The 22828-nt window shown below is 33.7% G+C and carries 22 protein-coding genes and 1 pseudogene; 1 reads left to right on the forward strand and 22 read right to left on the reverse strand.

The genetic code is table 11. The annotated features are described in order from the left end of the window. Window positions 1–216: 216 nt before the first annotated feature. The 21 genes and pseudogenes from NQ558_RS12625 to NQ558_RS12725 all read right to left on the reverse strand — a co-directional run bounded on the left by NQ558_RS12625 (window position 217) and on the right by NQ558_RS12725 (window position 19884). Window positions 217–894 carry a YjjG family noncanonical pyrimidine nucleotidase gene (locus NQ558_RS12625; protein ID WP_005362102.1) on the reverse strand — a complete coding sequence of 226 codons (678 nt, stop codon included), beginning with the start codon at window positions 892–894 and terminating at the stop codon, window positions 217–219. 14 nt (window positions 895–908) lie between these two features. Next, window positions 909–1736: an undecaprenyl-diphosphate phosphatase gene (locus tag NQ558_RS12630; RefSeq protein ID WP_459539773.1), complete on the reverse strand. Its 828-nt coding sequence runs from the start codon at window positions 1734–1736 to the stop codon at window positions 909–911. 481 nt (window positions 1737–2217) lie between these two features. After that, window positions 2218–2973, reverse strand: a complete 756-nt coding sequence (locus NQ558_RS12635; RefSeq protein ID WP_005362106.1) for an amino acid ABC transporter ATP-binding protein — start codon at window positions 2971–2973, stop codon at window positions 2218–2220. 11 nt (window positions 2974–2984) lie between these two features. Next, on the reverse strand, window positions 2985–3635 hold the full coding sequence (locus NQ558_RS12640) for an amino acid ABC transporter permease (RefSeq protein WP_040446927.1): 651 nt from the start codon (window positions 3633–3635) through the stop codon (window positions 2985–2987). Between the two features lie 41 nt (window positions 3636–3676). Continuing rightward, complete coding sequence (locus NQ558_RS12645) at window positions 3677–4486, reverse strand: transporter substrate-binding domain-containing protein (RefSeq protein WP_005362110.1); 810 nt, start codon at window positions 4484–4486, stop codon at window positions 3677–3679. A gap of 343 nt (window positions 4487–4829) precedes the next feature. Continuing rightward, entirely contained in the window at window positions 4830–5657 is an 828-nt protein-coding gene (locus NQ558_RS12650; RefSeq protein WP_005362112.1) for a Cof-type HAD-IIB family hydrolase, read from the reverse strand. A 32-nt stretch (window positions 5658–5689) separates the two neighbouring features. Then, window positions 5690–5947: an HPr family phosphocarrier protein gene (locus tag NQ558_RS12655; RefSeq protein WP_040446906.1), complete on the reverse strand. Its 258-nt coding sequence runs from the start codon at window positions 5945–5947 to the stop codon at window positions 5690–5692. 196 nt (window positions 5948–6143) lie between these two features. Beyond that, window positions 6144–7088, reverse strand: a complete 945-nt coding sequence (locus NQ558_RS12660) for a transketolase family protein (RefSeq protein WP_005362123.1) — start codon at window positions 7086–7088, stop codon at window positions 6144–6146. Further along, complete coding sequence (locus tag NQ558_RS12665) at window positions 7076–7912, reverse strand: transketolase (RefSeq protein WP_005362125.1); 837 nt, start codon at window positions 7910–7912, stop codon at window positions 7076–7078. Before NQ558_RS12665 ends, NQ558_RS12660 begins: the two co-directional genes overlap by 13 nt. Window positions 7913–7943: 31 nt before the next feature. Further along, the gene (gene fsa / locus NQ558_RS12670) at window positions 7944–8597 is read right to left on the reverse strand and encodes a fructose-6-phosphate aldolase (protein WP_005362127.1); all 654 of its coding nucleotides are present in this window, start codon (window positions 8595–8597) and stop codon (window positions 7944–7946) included. A 339-nt stretch (window positions 8598–8936) separates the two neighbouring features. Further along, the gene (locus NQ558_RS12675; protein WP_040446907.1) at window positions 8937–9221 is read right to left on the reverse strand and encodes a PTS sugar transporter subunit IIB; all 285 of its coding nucleotides are present in this window, start codon (window positions 9219–9221) and stop codon (window positions 8937–8939) included. 112 nt (window positions 9222–9333) lie between these two features. Next, window positions 9334–9762, reverse strand: a pseudogene (locus tag NQ558_RS12680) (PTS transporter subunit IIC); the annotation flags it as partial. Beyond that, entirely contained in the window at window positions 9732–10184 is a 453-nt protein-coding gene (locus tag NQ558_RS12685; protein ID WP_005362134.1) for a PTS sugar transporter subunit IIA, read from the reverse strand. The gene NQ558_RS12685 and the pseudogene NQ558_RS12680, both read right to left, overlap by 31 nt. Before the next feature lie 114 nt (window positions 10185–10298). Next, window positions 10299–12329: a BglG family transcription antiterminator gene (locus NQ558_RS12690; protein ID WP_259907587.1), complete on the reverse strand. Its 2031-nt coding sequence runs from the start codon at window positions 12327–12329 to the stop codon at window positions 10299–10301. 132 nt (window positions 12330–12461) lie between these two features. Beyond that, window positions 12462–12686, reverse strand: a complete 225-nt coding sequence (locus NQ558_RS12695; RefSeq protein WP_005362140.1) for a hypothetical protein — start codon at window positions 12684–12686, stop codon at window positions 12462–12464. A 7-nt stretch (window positions 12687–12693) separates the two neighbouring features. Next, window positions 12694–13833, reverse strand: coding sequence for an aldo/keto reductase (locus NQ558_RS12700; protein ID WP_005362142.1), 1140 nt, complete (start codon window positions 13831–13833; stop codon window positions 12694–12696). A gap of 214 nt (window positions 13834–14047) precedes the next feature. Continuing rightward, window positions 14048–14944, reverse strand: coding sequence for an ROK family protein (locus NQ558_RS12705; RefSeq protein WP_005362144.1), 897 nt, complete (start codon window positions 14942–14944; stop codon window positions 14048–14050). A gap of 10 nt (window positions 14945–14954) precedes the next feature. Next, window positions 14955–17672, reverse strand: a complete 2718-nt coding sequence (gene mngB / locus NQ558_RS12710) for a mannosylglycerate hydrolase (RefSeq protein ID WP_005362146.1) — start codon at window positions 17670–17672, stop codon at window positions 14955–14957. Between the two features lie 99 nt (window positions 17673–17771). Continuing rightward, the gene (locus tag NQ558_RS12715; RefSeq protein ID WP_259907588.1) at window positions 17772–18881 is read right to left on the reverse strand and encodes a PTS fructose transporter subunit IIC; all 1110 of its coding nucleotides are present in this window, start codon (window positions 18879–18881) and stop codon (window positions 17772–17774) included. Between the two features lie 237 nt (window positions 18882–19118). Then, window positions 19119–19430, reverse strand: coding sequence for a PTS fructose transporter subunit IIB (locus tag NQ558_RS12720; protein WP_005362150.1), 312 nt, complete (start codon window positions 19428–19430; stop codon window positions 19119–19121). 1 nt (window position 19431) lies between these two features. Beyond that, window positions 19432–19884 carry a PTS sugar transporter subunit IIA gene (locus NQ558_RS12725; protein WP_005362152.1) on the reverse strand — a complete coding sequence of 151 codons (453 nt, stop codon included), beginning with the start codon at window positions 19882–19884 and terminating at the stop codon, window positions 19432–19434. Window positions 19885–20407: 523 nt separating this feature from the next. Here NQ558_RS12725 and NQ558_RS12730 point away from each other — a divergent pair. Next, on the forward strand, window positions 20408–22336 hold the full coding sequence (locus NQ558_RS12730) for a BglG family transcription antiterminator (RefSeq protein WP_005362154.1): 1929 nt from the start codon (window positions 20408–20410) through the stop codon (window positions 22334–22336). A gap of 60 nt (window positions 22337–22396) precedes the next feature. On the opposite strand, the gene NQ558_RS12735 is transcribed toward NQ558_RS12730, so the two are convergent. Next, window positions 22397–22813: a hypothetical protein gene (locus NQ558_RS12735; protein ID WP_259907589.1), complete on the reverse strand. Its 417-nt coding sequence runs from the start codon at window positions 22811–22813 to the stop codon at window positions 22397–22399. Window positions 22814–22828: the final 15 nt, after the last annotated feature.

Genomic DNA, 22828 nt, shown 5'->3' on the forward strand with positions numbered 1-22828 from the left:
TAACATTTTAGTTAACATAACTTCCAAAGTAAAAATCAATATGTGATAATCTTCTCTTTAAAGCAAGCATATGTGACCTAGCCAGTTTACATAACTTGAAAACGTACCCCAAAAAATCGAATATTTCAATATTTTGGGGTACGCAGCCCAAAATTTCAACGACAAGCATCACATCAATTAGAAAATTGCAACAGTAGTCATTACCCACTAAATCTCTTACAGCACATCAAATATTTTATCCAAACTATCTATTTCATATTCAGGCTTTATCTCTGTCATATTCTCGCTTCTTTTCGGATTGTACCAGCAAGTATGAATTCCTGCATTAATTCCACCTAGAATATCTGAACTTAAACTATCCCCAATAATAATCATTCCTTCAATATTAGGATTATTCATCTTTTCAAAACAACCATTGAAAAATTCTATTTTAGGCTTGTTATATCCAATTCTCTGAGAAATAAAAATATCTTCAAAATATTTTGAGATATCAGCACCGGCAATTCTTTTGTCCTGAACTGATGCTGTTCCATTAGATACAATAAACAATCGATATTTGTTCTTTAGTTTTTCCAAAACATCAATTGTTCCATCAATTATGAAGTAACTGTTGCTTAAGTTGTTTTCATAAAGTTGCCATGCCTTATCTCCTGACTGGTTAACTCCTAACTCTTTAAAAAGAATCTCGAATCTGCCTGTCAAAACCTGCTCTCTTGTAATCTTTCCAAGCTCCAACAATTTCCACTGGGCGTCATTTATTTCACTATATCTTTCAATAGTTGATGACAGCGGTTCTATGCCTAGCTCTTCCAATGTTTTCTTCAAAGCAAAAGCCTCTGACTTGTGAAAATCCAATATTGTATCATCTAAATCCAAAAGTACTGTATCTATCATTTATTCTCCTTATTCTACACAAAACTAAAATACAGCATCACTAATATGCCAAGCACTATTCTGTACCATCCAAAAATCTGGAAGTCATGCTTTTTAATATATCCCATAAGGAACTTTATTACAAGAATTGAAACAAGAAATGCCACAACTGTTCCAATCACCAAAACCGTAAGCTCTGTTGCAGAAAATGCCAGTCCGAATTTTATTATCTTAAGAAAACTTAATCCAAACATTACCGGCACTGCAAGGAAAAACGTAAATTCTGCTGCTGCCACTCTTGAAACGCCAATCAATAATGCACCTATAATAGTTGAGCCTGAACGTGAAGTTCCCGGTATAATTGACAAAATCTGAAACAGCCCGATAATAAATGCAGTCTTATATGTAATGTCATTTAAAGTTAAAACTTTAGGTGTTCTTGTTTTATTCCATCTTTCGATTACGATAAAAGCAATACCATATACAATTAATGTAATGGCAATCACAATAGGTGTGTGAAGATGTGCCTCAATAAAATCATCAAACAAAATAGTTACAACAGCTCCCGGAATACAAGCAACAACTACCTTAAACCACATTGAAAAAATATCTTTTTCAATAACAGGCTTGCTCTTATCCTTAAACTGAAATGGAAACATCTTGTTCCAAAACAAAACAACAACCGCTAGAATTGCACCCAACTGAATAACCACAAAAAACATCTCTTTAAAGTCAGCACTTACATTCATCTTAATAAACTCGTCAACCAAAAGCATATGCCCTGTACTACTAATTGGAAGCCATTCAGTTATCCCTTCAACAATTCCTAAAAAAATAACTTTAATAATCTCAATAAAATCCAACATACTCTATCCTCTCTTATAATTCAAATATTAGGAAAACATAATTTCCCTTTTTTACTGCAACTAATAATAGCATATATAATCTATTATGAAAATAAAATTTTGCCTATTACTTTTTAATTTATAATTTCGTTAGCTTTTTTAAGCAAACCTTAATATTTAATTAAATTGCAAATAGTTCTCCCTCGTATTATATATAAAGACATCATTCATTAGTCATTCATGGTTCTTTTACTTTCGCTTGGAATCACCAGAGATAGGCTACCTAGCAAATAATAGTCAGATTTTTGAAATTTTGCGAGTATAGTGTAAGGCGTAAAACCTACTGTCTGAGCCATAGGCGAGTTTAGGTTTTCGCCTTACAATAGACGACAAAGCAAAATAAGAAAATCAATGTGTTTGCAGGCAGTCTATCTCTGGTGAGTTCCTGAAAATACAAAAAGGGAAGTCACTAACTAAATGGTGGCTTCCCTTTTAAATACTAATTATATTTCCCTATAAATTCTCTAGTTCTTGCATTCTGTGAATTAAATACCTGCTCAGGTGTTCCATCCTCAACGATTACTCCATTTTCCATGAAGATTATTCGATTGGATACTTCCTTGGCAAATGACATTTCGTGAGTAACTATTACCATTGTCATATGTTCACTTGCAAGTTCTTTTATGACTTTTAGTACTTCCTTTGTAAGTTCAGGATCTAATGCTGATGTTGGTTCATCGAAAAATAGTATATCCGGATTCATTGCCAATGCTCTTGCAATGGAAACTCGCTGCTGCTGTCCACCTGACAGTTCGCATGGGTAAGCGTCTTTCTTGTTGGCTATTCCCATTTTTTCAAGAAGTCGGTTGGCTGTTTCTTCCACTTCCTTCTTGTCTCTTTTTTGAACATTTAAAGGAGCATCTGTAATGTTTTTCCAAACTGAATAGTGTGGAAAAAGGTTAAAGTTCTGAAATACCAATCCGTATGTTGATTTCAATTCCTTAAGCTGAGACTTAGGTGCATATGTTACTATGCCATTCTCGTTTGTGTCAGCCATTAATTTGTCATTGTATTCAATCTTTCCACCTGAAATTTTTTCAAGGTTTACTGCACATCTTAATAAAGTAGACTTACCTGAACCTGACGGTCCGATAATAGAAAGAACATCTCCCTTATTTACTTCAAGGGAAATATCTTTTAACACTTCAAATTCGCCAAAACTTTTTTGGATGTGTTTCATTTCTAATACACTCATGTTTCTTCTCCCTATCTGTAATAACTTAATTTCTTTTCAATTAATCCCATAATCCAAGCTACCAAAGCATTAAATACAAAGTAAAATACTCCGGCAACAAAGAATGGTGTCAAACTTGATGTTGATGAAGCTATCTGTTTTGCAATACTGAACATTTCCATATAAGCTATTGAAAATGCAAGTGATGTATCTTTTACAAGACAAATTACTTCATTAGTAATTGATGGCAATATTCTCTTAATTACCTGTGGTAATATAATCTTCATAAAAGTCTGTGCCTTGTTGTATCCGAGCATATTTGCTGCTTCGTACTGTCCTCTTGGCATTGACTCAATACCTGAACGGTATATTTCAGCAAAGTATGCTGCGTAGTTAAGCACAAATGAAATTATTACCGCATAAAATCTGTAATCTCTTGAAATCTGTATTTTTAATAAATAGCTTGGTCCAAAATATATTGCCATAACCTGTAACATAAGAGGTGTTCCTCTCATTATTGATATGTAGATGTTAACCAACCATTTTACTATTTTAATTCTGGACATTCGTCCCCATGCCACAACAAGACCAAATGGTAATGAGAAAAGCAGTGTTAAAACAAATATCTTTACTGTTTCTATCATACCTAATGACATCTTCTCTAACATCATATTCATCGGCATTGTAGTAGCAACTATCATAAATCCTGTTCCTATAGTCATTTTTATTTATCTCCAAGACAAATCATATCTTCTATTCCGTATTTTTTAGCTAATTCATCAACTTTACCTTCATCATAAAGTTTCTTTAAATCAGCATTAACTTTATCTCTAAGTTCTGTATTTCCTTTTTTGAAGCCAATTCCATACTGTTCTGAATTAAGGTTTTCATCAAGAATAACATAATTGTTATTTCTGTTGTTAACCTGATATTTTGCAACACCTACATCCATTGCTACAGCATCAACTGTACCTGCTTCTAATTCTGAGAAAGCTGTGTTGTAATCAGGAAATTCCTGAATCTCTTTAAATGTCTTTCCAAGCTTCTCCTGATCTCCACCTTTCTGTAATAACTGAAGGGCTGCACTTGCTGACTGAGCTGCAACATACTTATCCTTTAAATCTGCTAACTTAGTAATTCCTGAATTCTTTGCTACAACTACAACCTGCTGATTGTTTACATATGGATCTGACCATTCATACTTATCTTCCTTACCGTTAATAGTAAATCCATTCCAAATACAATCAATGTTTCCATTATTTAATTCAGCATCTTTAGAAGCCCATTCAATAGGTGTCTTTACTAATTCCCAACCTTCCATGTCACAAACAGCCTGTGCCAATTCAAGGTCAAATCCTGTATATTCACCTGTATCTGAATCCATATATCCATATGGTGGATATTCTGCATCAAAACCTACTGTAAATTTCTTTTTTGAAGAATCGCTATCGCTCTTCTTTGTTTCTTTATTTCCACAAGCTGAAAGTGATAAAACCATAGCTAATGAAAGAACTAAAACTAATAATTTTTTCATTTTATTTTCCTCCTGGATTTTCGTTCTCTAATACTTTACTAAACTAAAGTTTACTAACAAATGCTATCAAATGTACTGTAAAAAGTCAAGCAATATTCATCATTTTCTATCATTTTTTTATATTGTAGAAATCCGAAGCACAAAACAGTCCAAATAATCGTGTTATGCTTTAAAATTATATTTTTATTTACATATATTTTTTGCTCAGAAAAGCAAAAATTTAAAGCTGCCACTGTACCGAATTTCTCAGCATAGTGACAGCTTCATCGCCGTAAAATGGCTTTATATAATGTGGACCAAAAGACGGGAATCTGTGGACAAATGGTCCAACATTTTAACATATTTAATTATTAGAATTAATTAATTCCTTAATGGCATATGCCACACCATTTTCATCGTTACTTAAAGTTATGAAATCTCCAAGCTTTTTTATTTCATCTCTGGCATTATACATAACTACTGAAACCCCTGCAGTTTTTAAAATATCTACGTCATTAAGGTTGTCACCTATTGCCATAGTTTCTTCTATAGAAATGCCTAAATATTCTGCCAAAGCCATAAGCCCTTTTGCTTTAGTAGTTCCCTTAACATTAAATTCCAAATTAGTACCTTCTGAATACGAAAGGTCGTAATTTATATCTTTAATCTTCTCAACTACTTCATCTCTTATTTCAGCAGTTGGGAAAAAAATATTAACCTTGGCAACCGGCTTATCTCTTGAAGCAATATACTCACCAATGTTCTCAACAGGCACTCTGGTCTTCTTTATAAACTCATCTATGTGATAAACATTGTATCTCTTAGTATCTTCTATACATCTTCTCTCTGAATAAATTACACCATCAGCCTGCAACTCAAACATCATATCCATGTCCATAGCTTTTACTGTATCATATATATATCTAACATCACTCATATCCAGCAAATCTGAATAGAGCATTTTATTATTTTCAAAATCAATTACATATGCGCCATTGCACATTATTCCATATTTAACATATGGCATTTTCGAGGACACTTCTTCTAACTCGTTATCTATTCTTCCTGTAGAAAAAGTAAACTTTATACCTCTTTCTTCATATTCTTTAACTGTCGTTTTATTTTCTTCTGACAAATTCTTGTTGCTGTCTAACAAAGTTCCATCTATATCCATAGCTACTAATTTAATCATAAAAACCTCCTGAATTTGCTCAAAAGAAAATTCTACTTCATATTAGAAATAGCTTCTATTAACTGTTCTACTGCCAACTCTTCATCTTCGCCTTCGGCTTCAACAACTACGGTATCATCACATCGTACTGCCAGCCCAAGTACACGCAAAACATTCTTCATATCAATGCCATTGCTTCCTTTGTAAAGTTTTATGTCAGACTTATAACTTCTTGCCTGATTAACCAAAACAATAGCCGGAGTTGCATGTATACCCTGTTTCGCCTTAACTGTTATTTCCTGTCTCTTCATTTCTATACCTCCCATTATTATCAAAACACAACTTTAAGTTCTGATTATCTGTCTATTAAATTTCATTCCTGTTTAGTATAGATTTTTTAACTGTTTGTGTAAAGTAATATTCCGGTAACATTTTACCGCCACCGGAATATTATACACTGAGCAAATATATTTAATACTATTTTGATGTTAAACATCAAATTTCTGATTACTTATTTAAATAATCTTTGATATTGTTATAAATTCCTTTAGCATCTAAACCATGTTTTTCAAGTAATTCTTCAGCTAATGCTGATTCACCGAATACATCCTGAACACCAATTTTATGTACAGGTGCAAGATTTTCTTCGCTTACAACATCTGCAACAGCACTTCCAAGGCCACCAATTACTGAATGTTCTTCAACTGTAACAATCTTTCCTGTTTCCTTAGCTGCTTTGATTACTAAATCCTTGTCTAATGGTTTAATTGTATGTATATTAATAACTCTTGCATTAATACCATCTTTAGCTAACATTTCTGCTGCCTGTAAAGCTTCTGATACTAAAATTCCGTTAGCAATAATTGTTAAATCATTACCATCCTTTAATGTAACACCTTTTCCAATTTCAAACTTGTAATCAGGATTATCATTAATTACAGGAACTGCTACTCTACCGAATCTCATATATACAGGTCCTTTATATTCATAAGCTGCTTTTACTGCTGCTCTTGCTTCAACATCATCACTTGGACAAATAACAACCATTCCCGGAATAGTTCTCATTAATGCAAAATCTTCGTTACACTGATGTGTAGCACCATCCTGTCCTACTGAAATACCACCGTGTGTAGCACCAACTTTTACATTTAAGTGAGGATAACCAACTGAGTTTCTAAGTTGGTCAAACGCTCTACCTGCTGTAAACATTGCAAATGATGATACAAAAGGTACGATTCCTGTTGTTGAAATACCTGCTGCCATGCCAACCATATTGGCTTCAGCTATACCACATTCAATATGTCTGTCAGGGAAAACATCTCTAAAAATTGTTGTCTTTGTAGCTCCACCAAGGTCAGCTTCAAAAACAAGTAAGTCATCATGTTCTTTTCCCAATTCTACTAATGCGTTACCATAACTCATTCTAGTTGCAATCTTCTTTACTTCTGACATAATGCTTCACCTGCCTTTTCTAATTCTTCCATTGCCTGTTTGTACTGCTCATCATTAGGTGCAGCTCCATGCCATGAAACATTATTTTCCATAAATGAAACGCCTTTACCTTTTACAGTCTTAGCAATGATTACTGTTGGCTGTCCCTTAACAGTTTTTGCTTCGTTAAAAGCTTTTTCAAGTGAATCAAAATTATGTCCGTCTGCTTTGATAACATGACATCCAAATGATTCGAATTTTTCATCTAATGGATTTGGTCCAATGATTTCATCAATTGTTCCATCAAGCTGTAATCCATTATTATCAACGATAACACAAAGATTGTCTAACTTTCTGTGTGAAGCAAACATAAGAGCTTCCCAAACCTGTCCTTCGTCAATCTCTCCGTCACCTACTAATGTATATACTCTGTAATCTTTATTCTTAAGCTTTCCGCCTAAAGCCATTCCAACTGCTGCTGAAATACCCTGTCCTAAAGATCCTGTTGACATATCAAGACCAGGTGTTTTCTTAATATCAGGATGTCCCTGAAGAATTGTACCCATCTTTCTGTATGTCATAAGAATATCCTTTGAAAAATATCCTTTTTCTGCTAATACGGCATAAAGTGCAGGAACTGTATGTCCCTTTGATAAAACGAATCTGTCTCTGTCAGGATTCTTTTCATCCTTAGGATCTACGTTCATTTCATTAAAATATAAGTATGTAAAAATATCTGTTGCTGATAATGCTCCACCCGGATGTCCTGACTTTGCATTATGAATCATTGATATTGTTTCTTTTCGAATGTTATTGGCAATTTTCTCTAATTCTAACTTCTCCATAACAATGTTACCTTTCTATAATAACTATATATTATTCTCCAAATACTGCTTTGTAATCAGCCTGGAACTTTTCAATTCCCTGATCCGTTAATGGATGTTTTGTCATCTGTTCAATTACCTTGTAAGGTACTGTTGCAATATCTGCTCCTGCCAATGCACAGTCTGTAACATGGATTGGGTTACGTACTGATGCTGCAATGATTTCTGTATCATATCCGTAGATGTCAAAGATTTCTGAAATGTTTCTGATTAAGTCGATTCCAGGTGTGTTAATGTCATCTAATCTTCCAAGGAATGGTGATACATATGCTGCTCCTGCATTTGCTGCAAGTATTGCCTGATTTGCTGAGAAAATTAATGTTACGTTTACTGGTATTCCTTCTGATGAAAGTACCTTTGTTGCTTTTAATCCTTCCACTGTCATTGGAATCTTTACTACCATGTTTGGATGGATTTTTGCAATTTCACGTCCTTCGGCAATCATACCTTCTGCATCAACAGTTGTAGCTTTTACTTCTCCACTGATTGGTCCGTCTACAATTGTAGTAATTTCTTTGATTACCTCATTGAAATCTCTTCCTTCTTTTGCAATTAATGATGGGTTTGTTGTTACACCACAAATTACTCCCATATCATTTGCTTTTCTAATATCTTCTACATTTGCTGTATCAATAAAAAACTTCATATCATTGCCTCCTAAACCTTTATTTCTATTTTGTTACATTTCCTGTTCGTTTTCCATGTTAATAAATTTTAAAAGTTTTTTCTTTTGTATATTATAACTTTTACATTTGTATTTTAATTTCTTTAGTCTTCTATTTGTTATCTTTCGTATACTTTAATTTGTCTTATGTACACTTTTATTCTCTCTTGTGTTTTTTATCTAAGAAATTCACTTTTTTGCTTATTACGTTTCCTTTCTAACGGATGCTGACGTTTGGCATTCAATTGACTGGAGCTTAGAACCCTTGCGACAGCATCCAAAAGAAAGAGGTTAAATCTAAAATGACTTTAATTTTTAATTTTACTGTGCTTCGTCAAAAGCCTTCTTTAACTTTTCTTCAAGTTCAGGCATTGACATAATATTCTCTAAAAGAACTACCTTAGGGAATGAGTGAGTAAAGTTTTCAAGGTCGCCACCTACAACAAACAAATCTGCTGCGTTAGCTGATGCATCTGATAAAGATGAATGCATAACTTCAACTCCACTAATTCCTAATTTTTTTAATGCCTTTTCTACATTAAGTCTAATCATTAATGATGATCCAAGTCCTGAACCACAACAACACATTATTTTTTTGATTCCCATGATAAACATCTCCTTTTATAAAAAATTTTATTGTTATTAAGTTTTACCCCCTGCTAAAAGTTGCAGGGGATAATTTTTATTTAGTTTTCAAATATTAAATTGTCAATAATTATTATTCAGCTTTTGCTGCAGGTTTCTTTGCAACAAAGTTGTAAATAATTGGGATTAAGAATAAGATTACACAAACAATTAATAATAAGTTACCTGTTGTAAATCTTGCAATGTTTCCTAAAATAATACCTACACCACAGAAGTCAGCATCTGAGAATGTTGTTCCTGCGTAATGTAAAGCACCAAGTACCGGCATACAGAATACTGGTAAGAATGTAATTAATAAACCGTGGAAGAAAGCACCTACGATACATCCTTTTAAACCACCTTCAGCATTTGCAAATACACCGGCTGTAGCACCACAGAAGAAGTGAGGTACAACACCTGGAAGAATAATTGGAACTGCTGCAAGAGCTGCACCCTTAATACCAAATAAGATGAACATACCAACGATACCACCTACGAATGATACAATGAAACCAATAAGTACTCATATACATCTTCAGCTGTCTCTGCCTGGATTAATTCCTTTAACGCTTCCTCATCCATAAAAAGCTGAGCCAATGTCTGAATTACTGACATATGAGATTCTGAGTCCGTAGCTGCTAACGCTACCAGCAAACGAACGGGTTTTCCGTCTTCTGAAAACTTGATTGGTTTTCTAAGAACAGTTACTGCCAGCTGTTTTTTCAGCACTCCCGTTTCAGGTCTCCCATGGATTAATGCAACATCATCAGTTAATACATAATATGGACCCATCTCATTTGTGATGTCGATGATACCCTTTGCATAATCTGGCGTTACATAACCCTGTTCCTCTAGGGAACGTAGGCTGACGGTAATCGCTTCTTTCCAGTCGTCAACATGATCAAGAATTTGAACATTCTCTTTTTTTAACATGTCAAGAATCATCCGTGAACCTCCTTATCAATTTGTAAATCCATAGTAACACTTACTTTTGCAAAAAAGAAGTCCAACCTTTTGCACATTTTTTGTGCAAAGTGTTGGACTTTTTTTGTATCGTTTTTATTTTATTAGTAATTTTAACGAATCCAGTATTTCATCAGGGTTTTCAGCCATTTCCAGTTTTTCAACGTTTTTTTCAACTGAAAAGACACCCATTATATCTTTCAATACTCTAAGATGTTTTTCCTGGTCTTTTGCAGACATAACAATGATAATCTTGGCTTCATGGAAGTTAGAAAACTGTACCTGTTCCTTAAACACACCTATTGAAACACCTAAATCATTTACATTGTCTTTAGGCTGACTGTGTGCAAGAACAACATCTTTGGTGATGAACATATATGGTCCATAATATCTTAAACTGTCAATTATGCTTTCAATATACTGTTCATTAATTGTACCTCTTTCCTCTAACGGTTTTGCAGATTTCCTGAGAGCTTCCTCCCATCTGCATTTTTTATTTTCAACAAAAACCAAATCCTTTGACAATAAATCAAGAAGACCTTTCTTTTTCTTGTCAAGATATACAGTCATTCTCTGATTTCTGCTTTCAAAGTATTTCTGTAATTCATTGTATAAGTCATCTCTTTTGTCATTGTCAACAAACTTCTTTATAGTCTGGAACAATTCATCTACATCAACATTACCCTGTAAGTTTTTAAATACTGAATGATTTAAAATAAGCTTCTTATCAAAATCAGTAAGTATAGGATGTACAACTATCACAGGAACCAAGCAGTTAATCTTGTGAGTTGAAATAACTACATCACAAATGTTATGTACGTTAATTGCTTCCTTGTTGGATACTACTCCCACAATGTCTACCTGTGGAAGCATCTTTAAAAGCTCATGTTTTATCATGTTTCCTGATGATATACCGTTAGTACATACTATAAGAACTCTTATTTTCTCATTTTGTTCCTCTTCCTTCTTAAGATGAGCGCCAAAATGAAGTGTAAGATATGCAACTTCTCCCTCCGGAACCGGAAGACCTATCTGCTGCTCTAAATAGTGACACACTATCTTAGTTAAATCAAATAATTCCGAATACTCTCTTACAACATCCTCAAGCATAGGATTTCCTACCTGAATACCATATTGGAACCTATACATTGATGTATTAAGGTGATAATATAATGCTTTTTCAAGGTCATCCTTATCTTCAAATTTAACACATGCTACCTTTTCAAATTCAGCAACAAGAGCCTTTGATAATTCGTAATTAGATTCCTTAGAATAGTTGTTAAATACATCCATTGTATTCATTGAAACTCTCGAACCTAATAAATGAAGACATAAGTATATTTTTTCTTTCTCTATTAAATTCGGAAACTCCTCTTCAATAAGCCTGTATTCCTGAGAATTTTCAAGTTCTTCTTTCTTTAAGTCAGGGAAATATAATCCTTCATTGCCTTTTTCCATTAACGGAATAAGCATTGCAATGGATCTTAATGTTCCCTCAACATAGCTTGTATTTAATTTAGTTTCAATTTTCTGTAATTTTTTTAAGTTTTCTTCTACACTGTTATCTTTCAAGTATGAAAAAGTTTCGCTTTCGTACACTGGTTTCAACATATTAATGTATAGCATAAACAATGCTCTTATTCTTATGCTGTCCCCATCAATAAAATATCCTTGCTTGGATTTATAACCTAATGTTAAGTCAAAATCCTGTAACTGCTTAACAACTACTCTAATATCATTGAAAATAGTATTTCTACTTACCTGAAGATATTCCGCTAATTGTTCAACATTTACTGCTTCCTTAGATTTTATAATATAGCAAATTATAAAATATATTCTTTCCATTGGTGAAAATATATATTCTTCTTTTGCGCCTCCCTTTTCCATTACCTGTTCAATTTGTTGTTTTTCTTCTTCTGTTAGTTTAATTCCCTTGCCACGAACAACAGTGATTTCATTTATTCCCTGAACACTTAACCAATCATTAATTTTGCATAATTCATAATAAATGCTTCTTTTTGATAGTTTGAATTCTTCTGAAATCTGTGGTAACGAAACGTAAGTATCACTTGCCATAATCATATATAATATCTTCTTACATCTAGTACTTATATATGCTTCTGTCATTACCTGAACTCCCTTTTCTTATTTTAAAAGTTCTAACTAACTTTTATATATTTTAATTAAAATGCAAAACACCAAAATCTTGATTACGCTGATTGCTCTGCGCTTCACAATTTTAATTTTTTTCGTATATATTTACTTACTTTCTTCATCTAACATAGGTGCATCTACACATTCAGGATTTTTTACTTTCCCTGTTGCCCATGCACTTCCCACATCACATCTGCCGTGATGCTTTAACTTTCGTATTTCACCATCGTTACCATCTTCTGCAACATTCAAATTAATTCTAGCTGTTGTAGCTGATGCTTCATCTAGCATCTTAATAATGTTTTCAATGTCTTTTTCGCTTGCTGCCATAATACACCTACTTTCCAAAATATTCTGCAACCTTTTTAAGGTCTTCTATTATTGATAAATGCTGTGGGCATACCTTCTCACACTGTCCACATGCAACACAATCACTTGCCTTTCCAAATGTATGAGTTAATCTGTCATAATACTCACCCTGTGGAGTCCATCCTTTTTCTTTAACTTCCTGCAAATCCGCATTATATAATGAAAAATATTTAGGAATTGCAATCTTCTTTGGACATCCTTCCGTACAATATGAACAGCCTGTACAAGGTATGGCAATATTACTATTAATCGCATCTACAGCCTTCATAATAATATCTTGTTCTTCATTATTAAGTGGCTTAAAATCTTTCATATAACTCATATTGTCCATTAACTGTTCCATATTGCTCATTCCACTTAGTACCATCTTCACATTTTCATGACTTGCTGCAAATCTAATTGCCCAAGATGGAATTGATGCTTCACTGTTGTAATCTTTAAACATCTTTTCCACATCATCAGGTACTTTTGCCAAAGTTCCACCCTTTACAGGTTCCATCACAATAACAGGCTTATTGTGTTTTTTTGCTACTTCATAACATTTTCTTGACTGAATCCCTTCGCTATTCCAATCCAAATAATTAATCTGAAGCTGAACAAATTCCATTTCAGGATGCTCTGTTAACACTTTATCAAGTAACTGGGCATTGTCATGGAAAGAAAATCCCACATGTTTTACAAGACCTTTTTCCTTCTTATCCATAATCCAGTTAAAACAATCAAGGTCATTATATATTTTATAATGATCCTGACCTATATCATGCAACAGATAATAATCAAAAAATTCTACACCTGTCTTTTCTAACTGCTTATTAAATACCGCATCTCTGTCTTCTTTTGTCTTAATGAAACCTGCGTGAAGCTTTGTTGCTAATGTATAACTATCTCTAGGATATCTTTTAACCAAAACCTCTTTTGTTGCATTTTCACTGGCAAATCCACAATACATCCATGCTGTATCGAAATATGTAAATCCATTTTTAATAAAGGCATCTACCATCTTCTTAGTAAGCTCAAGATCAATGCTAGCTCCATCATTTTCGTCTAACAATGGTAAACGCATAAGTCCAAAACCAAGTTTCTTATTTCCAAAAAATAATTCACTCATAACATACCTCCAAAAAATATAGCCTTATTTATTTTTAATTCGAGTCATAACACGTAAGTTCAATTCTACAACTTTTAATAAATAAAATCAACTTTCTTGTATTGCTCCTTACCTATGTGCCTCCTTACCTATATGGTATTGTCAGAGATTAAGGAGCATACCAATTCTGATATGCTCCCATAATTAAACCCTATTCAATTTAAAATGTGAAATATTATTCTGCCTTTGAGAATGCAAGATAAGCTGCTCCAATAAGTCCTGAGTCTTCGTTTAATGTAGATTTTCTTACCTTTACATATGGCTTCATTATTTCGTAAACTCTTTCTTTTGCAAGAGCTTCAACTTCTTCTACAAAGCCATCTATCTTTAATGCTACGGAACCGCCTAAAATTACTATTTCAGGATCTGCGTATCCGTAAACTACACCGATAAAGTTTGCAAGATATTCTTTTGCATCATCCATTATCTGCTTTGCAACTTCATTTCCTGCTTTTGCAAGGTCATTTACTTCTCCTGCATGTTTTACATCAAGTCCTGCCTTAACAGCTCTTGATGTAATGGCTGTACCACTGCTTATTGCTTCAATTCCTCCGGGAATTATTGAGCCATGGCTTGGTCCATCTTTCATCATTACGCAGTTAGCTACTTCGTTACCAAAACCGTGTGCGCCGTGATAGATTTCTTTATTTATTACAAATCCTGCGCCAAGTCCTGTTGATACAGTAAAGAACTGAACATAATTATAATCCTTTCCTTCACCTACAACTGCTTCTGCAAGACCTGCAAGGTTAGCATCATTTTCAAGATATACAGGCTTGTTAATAAGCTTGCTTAATTCTTCTGCAACTTTAAGATTATGCCACTGTCCCTTAAGGTTAGGCGGTGTTAAAATCTTTCCATTAATTAAGTCAAGTGGACCCGGACATGACATTCCTGCACCAACAATATCACAGTCGAAACTTTTTATAACTTCTGCAATTTTGCCAAGTGTTACATCAGGATTTTCACTGTCTGTTGCAAACTGCTTTCTCTCGATTATATTTAATTCTTCGTCAGCTAATGCCACTCTTGTATTTGTGCCACCAATATCAATTGCTACTGAGTACTTCATGTTTTTTCTCCTATTTAGCTTTTACACAAATTGTTACAAACTTACAATGTGATAATTCTTTAACATTAATTGTATTGTTTTCTACCTTAATGTCTTCAGTCTTTTCTTCTCTTAAGTTAGTGTAGTAAGCTTCTTTTACATCAAAGTTAAACTTGATTGTATCACTTATGTTTTCATGATTCTTACCATTAAAAAGTCTGATAATATATCCGTCATTGTCTTCAGCTTTCTTCATTGCAGAAACAACAAGTTTGTTTTCTGTTTCAAATAATGAATAACGTGATTCTTTTGTTCCTTCAATTTCACGCTGTGAGAAGATTAATCTTCCGTTTAAGAATTCTGCATAAGTATAAACTTCAATGTTAGTATTATATGCTTTTGCCAATGTGTCAACGTTAGCTTCGTTAATGTCTGAAGCGTATGTTGTAAATCCGAAAGCAAAGTCCATTTCTTTTAATAGTTGAGCTGCAGGTGTTTCAATAATTCTTTCACCACTTGCACGGCCCGGACGATAAATAAGATTTTCCTTACCCATAAATCCATAAGTACGGAATAATGTAAGTCTAATCATATGATCATCAAGAACTTCGTATTCTCTTACGCCCTGTGGAATTACAGCAATACCCTGTTTGCCATCTGTTAATGAAACATATGACTGTGTAGGTTCAATGCTAATAGGTGGTTCCTGCCATGTTGACTGGTCATTAGCCCAGTTAGCAAGTTCCTGAACTCCTGTTTTCTTTTCTGTTTTGTTTTCCGCACTTGCCATGTAAAGTTTCATTTCCTTTTCATAGTAGTTTGGACGTTTAATTGAACCGAACTGTTCATCAGCATAGTTAAATGATGAAACAATCTGGCTGTCAAATAATACACATAAACGGTGTGATAAACCTTTGTTATCAACATGTACGTTAAAATCAATAACCTTAGAATCTTTTCTAAGAGCTACAGTCATAGTAATTGGAAGATTTACACTTACCTTACCTTCTGCACGTTCTTCTAAGTCTTTTGGTACTACCATGTTAAACTTAATTACTGCCTGATCATAAATATCACTACCACTTACTTCAACGCTACATTCTGATTTATTAGAAAATACTTCTAAATCTTTTCTTGGTGGTGAATAGTTAAAGCTGTCGCCATCATCTCCGTTTTCTACAAGAACACCCTGGTTCTTATAAGTAACGTTATTTTCTTTATCTGTTATAGTTAATGAACCGTCTTCTTCAACGTTAATTGCGTAGAATTCATTTTCTAATGTATTCTTCTTTTCTAAATTCTTAGCACTGTTGCCCTTTGTATCAAGTGTGTACTGAACATAACCAAATGCAGGTACATCACTAGTCTTAATAGCTATTGTAGCTTCAAGAACCTTACTTGGAACATAGAACTTACGTGAAGGGTCAAGTTTAATTGTCTGTGATAAAACATAATCTGTTAAATCTCTTGATTCAATAACTGTATAGTCTACTTTGTTACCCTTTTCATCTAAAATTGCAAAATTTCCACCCGGAATATATGTCTTAACAACAACTGTATCATTTCTCTTCTGAGGTAAAGTATTAATAAGTGTAAATGTCATCTCTGCATCATTCTTTACACTTGTTGCAATAAGACGTGAATGTAATTCAACTAAGTTTACTGCAATATCTCTTGCCTGCTTATATCTTACATAAACATCTTCATTAGCTGTATCTGAAATACATGAACCAATTGAATCGTGAGCTGCATTTTCAAATAATAATTTCCAGATTTCTCCTACTGCTTCGTGAGGATAATCATTTCCTAAATTGTATGATAATGTAAGAAGTGGTTCCATTACGTTAGTTACATAGTTCTGAATCTGTGTATTCATAACCTTTAAGTCTGAACGTGATGAGAAAATAGATTTGTGAATTCTCATATGCTTAGCAATAACAAGTTCACCACTTACTTCTTCTAATTCAGGATTTTCGCTCTTTACATCTTTAATATAATCTTCAATACAACTGATTACATATTCATTTTCAGGATCTTTTTCGTTTCTTTCCTTAATAATTTCAGGAAGATTTGTTCTAATTGGAGCCTGATCAAATCCGTTAGGGAAGTAGATATGCTTTGTAGCACTACGTCCGCCTGCTTTTTCGAAACATTCCTTCTGCCAAAATTCTTCACTCTGCTTTGGATCTTCAGGAATATTTCCACCAATATAATATCCGAAAGGAATCTGTGTTGTGAATACAACGCTTCCGTCGTCACCTCTCCAGTTATAGTCAGTGTGATTTACCATATCATCACTTACGCCTCTCCAGAATAAAGTATCCTCAATACCAAATTCCTTGTAAATCTGAGGCATGTTACCTGACTGTCCAAATGAATCAGGAACATATCCGACATTCATATATCCGCCAAAAGTTTCGCAACGCTTCATTCCGTAATACATATTACGAACAATGCTTTCACCTGAAATAACTAACTGGTCAGTCTGTGTATACCAAGGTCCGATTACTAACTTCTTTTCCTTAACTAATTTTGTTATTCTGTCTTTATCCTGTGGCATCCACTTAATATAGTCATCAAGTAATGACCCCTGTGCGTCAACCATAAAATATTTAAAATCAGGGTTGCTTTCTAAAGTATCTAATACGTCCTTTAAATCTTTCATAAGATAAACTTTAGATCTTGATGTTGTAAAATACCATTCTCTGTCCCAATGTGAATGAGGTACTACATGTACTTTTCTTTTCATTACAATCCTCCTAATGTTTTTAAAAAAAGCAGGGGCAACCCGGCCCCTGCCCTAATAGTTTTGAAAGTTATTATTTAAAATTGATTTTAGTTTTTTTAATTACTTGATGTCTTCAAATGAGATGTCAATTTCGTCTATATCTACATCTTCTGAACCTGCTTCGCTCTTATCATTGAAATCTACGAAAAGTGTAGCAAGAATAGCTATAACGAATGCACCAACTAAGATACCTACAAGGTAAGCCCATCCGTGTGTTATTGATACGAATCCGTAAACACCACCTACTGGAGGGATATCACCCTTACCACCTAAGATAGCGATAACTGCTGCACCAATTGCTGCACCGAACATATTTACAGGAATTAAAATCTGTGGCTTAACAAGTGTAAATGGAATAGCACCTTCTGTGATTCCTACAAATCCCATAGCCCAGTTACTCTTACCTGTTTCTCTAAATTCAGCTGAGAATCTCTTCTTTTTGATTACTGTTGCAATAGCGTATGCTAAAGGTGGCATACAAATTGCTGCGTTGATGAATACGTTTGGCTGATAAATTCCTTCTGCCATTAATGCGTTTCCTGCCATCCAAGCTGACTTGTTGATAGGGCCACCCATATCACTGGCGATCATTGCACCAAGGATCATAGCCATTACTAACTGTGCGCTCTGGTTCTGGCACATTGAACTAATCCAATTTACTAACCATGTGTTAATTGCTGCAAGTGGTGTAGCAAGAATAACACCCATTATTATTGCAACAAAACCTGTTGCTATTAAAGGACAAACAACAAGTGGCATTACTGAACCCATTGATTCTGGAAGGTGAATGTGCTTCTTAGCCCATTTTACTGTGTAACCAGCGATGAAAGCTGCGATTACGGCACCTAAGAAACCTGCGTAAGTACTTGATGCAACTGCACCACCGATGAAACCAGCACCGATAGCCGGCTTATCTGCAATACTGTAAGCTATAAATCCTGCTAATACAGTATTAACCATTCCAATACCTGTCCAACCTACGTTTTCAATTAACTTCATGATGTGCCATACGCCTGTTCCATCTGCATATGGATCTAATGAAGTAATACCAAAGCATAATGCTATAAGTTTTGGTATGGCAACTACTAATGATGCTCCGATAATAAGAGGAAGCATGTAGCCGATACCAGTCATCAAATGACCTTTTGCGTCTTTAAAAAATTGTTTCATGTCTCTTAATCTCCTTTTTTATTTAGTTATCTTTTGTATTTTTTACATATATGAATATGTATTTTTCTTTTGTAATTAAACATTAATTGTTTAATTCATCTTTTGTGTATTTCAGTAATTTTATCTTTTGTATTTAGTATTTAATTTTATCTTTTGTATTTAGTTTTGTAAAAAATTTGTCTTTAGTATTTTTGATTATCTTTTGTACTTTATCTATCTAAAAATACTTTTTGGCTATTATTTGCTAACTGCTGCAACACATTTCTTTAATACAGCCTCAGGTGCCTTAATGCAGATATTAATATCTACACGGATAACCTTCTTGCCTTCGAAACGATCCATGCCAACAATCTTCTGGTCAGAAGCGATAATTACGAAATCAGCTGCCTGAGCTTCTTCTTTTGTAATTTCGTTAACCTGTCCCATACTACCCTGCTGTTCCATCTTCACATCATAACCTAATGCTTTACCAGCTTTTTCTAAAGCCTTAGCTGCCATTGGTGTATGTGCAAGTCCTGCTGGACATGCTGAAATTCCTACAATTTTCATATTAATTGTCCTCCTTCATAATTTTTAATATATATTCCTTTAGCTCTGCCTTATCAGTTGATGATTTAACCTTATCCTTAAATTCATCTTCCAAAAGACTAGTTGCCAATTTTGAAATCATTAATAAGTGTTCGTTCCCTGCATTTTCCATTGGTACAATAAGTGCAAACAGATACTTAACCTTTGAATCATCTAATGTTTCCCAATCAAGTTCGTTCTTACACTTAACAAAGAAAATAGCAACTTCCTTAGCGTGAGTTGACTTTGCGTGAGGTATTGCGAATTCATCCTGTAAGCCTGTAGAATACTCTTCTTCTCTCTTTAAGAAATCTCCAAGCAAACCGTCCTTATCATCAGTAATGCCATATTCAAAAGCCTTGCTGCTGACAAAGTCTAAAGCTTCTTCTTTGTTCTTAGCATCAATGTCAAAAAAAATATAATTTTCTTTAATCATTATTTCCTCCAAATAAATGTTTTATCTTGCTGTCTTGCATTAAGTATACCCACAACCTGCTTCCGTTTCAATTCATCCAATTTCCAACTTAAAACGGAAAAACATCACCTTCACTACCCCAACTTCCGTTTCAAAACGGAAACCCATTTCACACCACTGTCACACATTTCCGATTCAAAACGGAAAAAAATACATTTGCTCTTTAAAGCCAGATATCATATACTAATACTATAAAAACCAAACTATACTATTATAAAGTAATAGTAGAAATACAAATTTAGATTATTGCAATATTACCTGTATTTCACGGAAGTTTTAGTGTGCAAACAATAGGCAGATTCCCGAAGTTTTGTGAGCATAGCGTAAGGCAAAAAACAACTGTCTGAGCCGTAGGCGAGTTTTGTTTTTTGTCTTACTGTGGGCGGCGGAGCAAAACAAGGAGAATCAACGTGTTTGCCACAAAACTTCCGTGGGATACAGGGTGGGTTGCAATGAACAATACTTTCATTAAGAGGAGGCAGAAATGTTTCAGTACAGTCGTTTAGACGTTATGTTTAACAGAATCAGAATAAACGAATATACATCTGTTAATGATTTAGAATCCTTGCTTGGTATAACGGACAGAACTATAAGAAATGACATCCAGGAGATAAACAATGACCTTGAAAAGAACGGGGCAATTATTAAACTAAAGAGAAATCACGGTTATTATATTTCTATTTTGGATGAAGACAAGTACAACAAATTTGTAAAGGAAATGGATACAGAAGAGGATAACACTTCTCTTCTTGATTCTTCGGAAGACAGAATCAAATCCATTCTTTATTCCTTATTATCCACTAACGAATATGTTACAATGAATGATTTGGCTGAATCTGTATTTATTTCGAAGAATACTTTAAATAAATACATTAAAACAATTAAAGAGATTATTGGTAAATATGATTTGGAGTATATTACCAAACTTAATGCCGGCATTAAAATAATCGGCTCTGAAGATTCTAAGAGAAAATGTATATTCGACAATGTTTTGTACACTGATTTTGATCACTACATTACAGGATTTACTAAAGAGGAACGAACAATATTTAAAGATATTGATCTTGATTTACTTAAAGATATAACAATAAAGCAATTGGACGAACATTTTGTTAAGACAAGCGATTTTAACCTGAAAAATATAATCATTCATTTAGCTCTTATGACTACAAGAGTTCTTGGAAATAATTACATAAGCATTCAGAATATTAACACTGATGCTTCAATTATGGGACTTGTTAACGGTCTTTGCCGTGAATTAGAAGAGCATTACGATATTGCTATTTCCAAAGGTGAAAAGAACTATATTTATCTTCAGATTGTGGCCAATACACACCTTGAAATAACTGATATTGACGATGACCATTTGCGTACTTCCATATTAAAGGTCCTTGATGTTATTTATCAGGATTACAACTTTGATTTAAGAAATGACGAAATATTAATCGCTGACCTTTTTAGACATTTAAAGTCTATTTTTACAAGTAAGCTTTATGACTTAAACAGTACCAACCCTCTTTTGGAAACAATAAAGACTAACTATCCTTTGGAATACGAAATTACATTAACTGCAATTTCCAAGGTTTTCGTATGTGAACCTTACGTTCTAAAAGAAGAAGATGTTGGATACGTGTCAATTTATATAGGTGCCGCCATTGAAAGATGCTATTATAAGTCACCTAAAAAGAAAAATGTTATTCTTGTATGCGGAAGCGGTCACGCCACAACGCGTATGTTAGAAGCCCGTTTAAATGTTGTTTTTCCGGACAAGATTAACATTGTTAAATGCGTTTCATATAATGAATATTCAAACTACACCAAAGAGAACGTTAAAGACATCGATTTTGTTATTACAACTGTTGTTCTAAAAAGCAATCTGCTGCCTTCAATTATGGTAGACTTTGCACTGAACAATAAAGATGTGGAATCAATTAACAGATATCTTTCAAAACTTTTGAGAAAACGACTTCAAATGTTTGACCAGTTCTTTGACAAGGATTTGTTCTTTAGATTTAACGAACAGCTAGACAAAGAAACAGTTATCAAGATGATGTGTAACAAACTTCAGGAGAAAAATTTTGTAAACGAAGACTTCCTTCAGTCTGTTCTTAAAAGAGAAACAATTGGAAAAACAAATATGAATGATGTATTTGCCCTTCCGCATCCTATGGAAATGTGTGCCAATGACACAAAAGTTGCCGTGGCATTGCTTAAAAATCCTGTAAAATGGAACGACAGCAACAAAATACAGATAGTGTTCATGCTTGTTCTAAAACATGGAGAACAGAAAGATTTTGAACATTTGTATGATATATTCATAGAAATAATCAACACACCAAAACTACAGCAGAATATTTTGAAGGCTAAGTCATATGAAGAGTTCTTGGATGTGCTGTATGATGGGATAAAGTAAAAAAGTCAAAGTTCATATATTAATAATGGCAAGCACTAAGTATAATGCTTGCCATTTTAACTATATTAAACTTCTTATATACGTCGCTAATTTCAGAGCCTCTTTGTTTTTATTTCTTCTAAATATAACTGCATAATCATTAGTAACAGCTCCAAATATTGTATACGGTGCAAATACCACTATTAACAGTGATGTAATTGCAGCAAAAATTGGCTTTTTGTATATCACTGACAGCATCATCGTAATATACACAATTACTAACATTACAAAAGATAGCAAAACAGAATTTACAAGAGTGACTTTTACATTATAATTGTTTTTTAATATTGATGATGACACTATATAATACATATTATATATAACAAATACTGGAAATGACATTCCTGCACTATAAACAATTGATTTTGAATGTAGTAACATTTTCTTTGTATAGCCTGCCCATATTCCCCAAATCCATACAAAAAAGCTGCCACACAATGTGACAGCCTACCA

The sequence above is a fragment of the Eubacterium ventriosum genome (assembly GCF_025150745.1).
GTDB lineage: Bacteria > Bacillota > Clostridia > Lachnospirales > Lachnospiraceae > Eubacterium_G > Eubacterium_G ventriosum.

Coding starts and splice junctions, on each gene's coding strand:
- NQ558_RS12625 (WP_005362102.1), bottom strand. CDS start 894: ATGATAGATACAGTACTTTTGGATTTAGATGATACAATATTGGATTTT.
- NQ558_RS12635 (WP_005362106.1), bottom strand. CDS start 2,973: ATGAGTGTATTAGAAATGAAACACATCCAAAAAAGTTTTGGCGAATTT.
- NQ558_RS12640 (WP_040446927.1), bottom strand. CDS start 3,635: ATGCCGATGAATATGATGTTAGAGAAGATGTCATTAGGTATGATAGAA.
- NQ558_RS12645 (WP_005362110.1), bottom strand. CDS start 4,486: ATGAAAAAATTATTAGTTTTAGTTCTTTCATTAGCTATGGTTTTATCA.
- NQ558_RS12650 (WP_005362112.1), bottom strand. CDS start 5,657: ATGATTAAATTAGTAGCTATGGATATAGATGGAACTTTGTTAGACAGC.
- NQ558_RS12655 (WP_040446906.1), bottom strand. CDS start 5,947: ATGAAGAGACAGGAAATAACAGTTAAGGCGAAACAGGGTATACATGCA.
- NQ558_RS12660 (WP_005362123.1), bottom strand. CDS start 7,088: ATGTCAGAAGTAAAGAAGATTGCAACTAGAATGAGTTATGGTAACGCA.
- NQ558_RS12665 (WP_005362125.1), bottom strand. CDS start 7,912: ATGGAGAAGTTAGAATTAGAGAAAATTGCCAATAACATTCGAAAAGAA.
- fsa (WP_005362127.1), bottom strand. CDS start 8,597: ATGAAGTTTTTTATTGATACAGCAAATGTAGAAGATATTAGAAAAGCA.
- NQ558_RS12675 (WP_040446907.1), bottom strand. CDS start 9,221: ATGGGAATCAAAAAAATAATGTGTTGTTGTGGTTCAGGACTTGGATCA.
- NQ558_RS12685 (WP_005362134.1), bottom strand. CDS start 10,184: ATGATTCTTGACATGTTAAAAAAAGAGAATGTTCAAATTCTTGATCAT.
- NQ558_RS12690 (WP_259907587.1), bottom strand. CDS start 12,329: ATGACAGAAGCATATATAAGTACTAGATGTAAGAAGATATTATATATG.
- NQ558_RS12695 (WP_005362140.1), bottom strand. CDS start 12,686: ATGGCAGCAAGCGAAAAAGACATTGAAAACATTATTAAGATGCTAGAT.
- NQ558_RS12700 (WP_005362142.1), bottom strand. CDS start 13,833: ATGAGTGAATTATTTTTTGGAAATAAGAAACTTGGTTTTGGACTTATG.
- NQ558_RS12705 (WP_005362144.1), bottom strand. CDS start 14,944: ATGAAGTACTCAGTAGCAATTGATATTGGTGGCACAAATACAAGAGTG.
- mngB (WP_005362146.1), bottom strand. CDS start 17,672: ATGAAAAGAAAAGTACATGTAGTACCTCATTCACATTGGGACAGAGAA.
- NQ558_RS12715 (WP_259907588.1), bottom strand. CDS start 18,881: ATGAAACAATTTTTTAAAGACGCAAAAGGTCATTTGATGACTGGTATC.
- NQ558_RS12720 (WP_005362150.1), bottom strand. CDS start 19,430: ATGAAAATTGTAGGAATTTCAGCATGTCCAGCAGGACTTGCACATACA.
- NQ558_RS12725 (WP_005362152.1), bottom strand. CDS start 19,884: ATGATTAAAGAAAATTATATTTTTTTTGACATTGATGCTAAGAACAAA.
- NQ558_RS12730 (WP_005362154.1), top strand. CDS start 20,408: ATGTTTCAGTACAGTCGTTTAGACGTTATGTTTAACAGAATCAGAATA.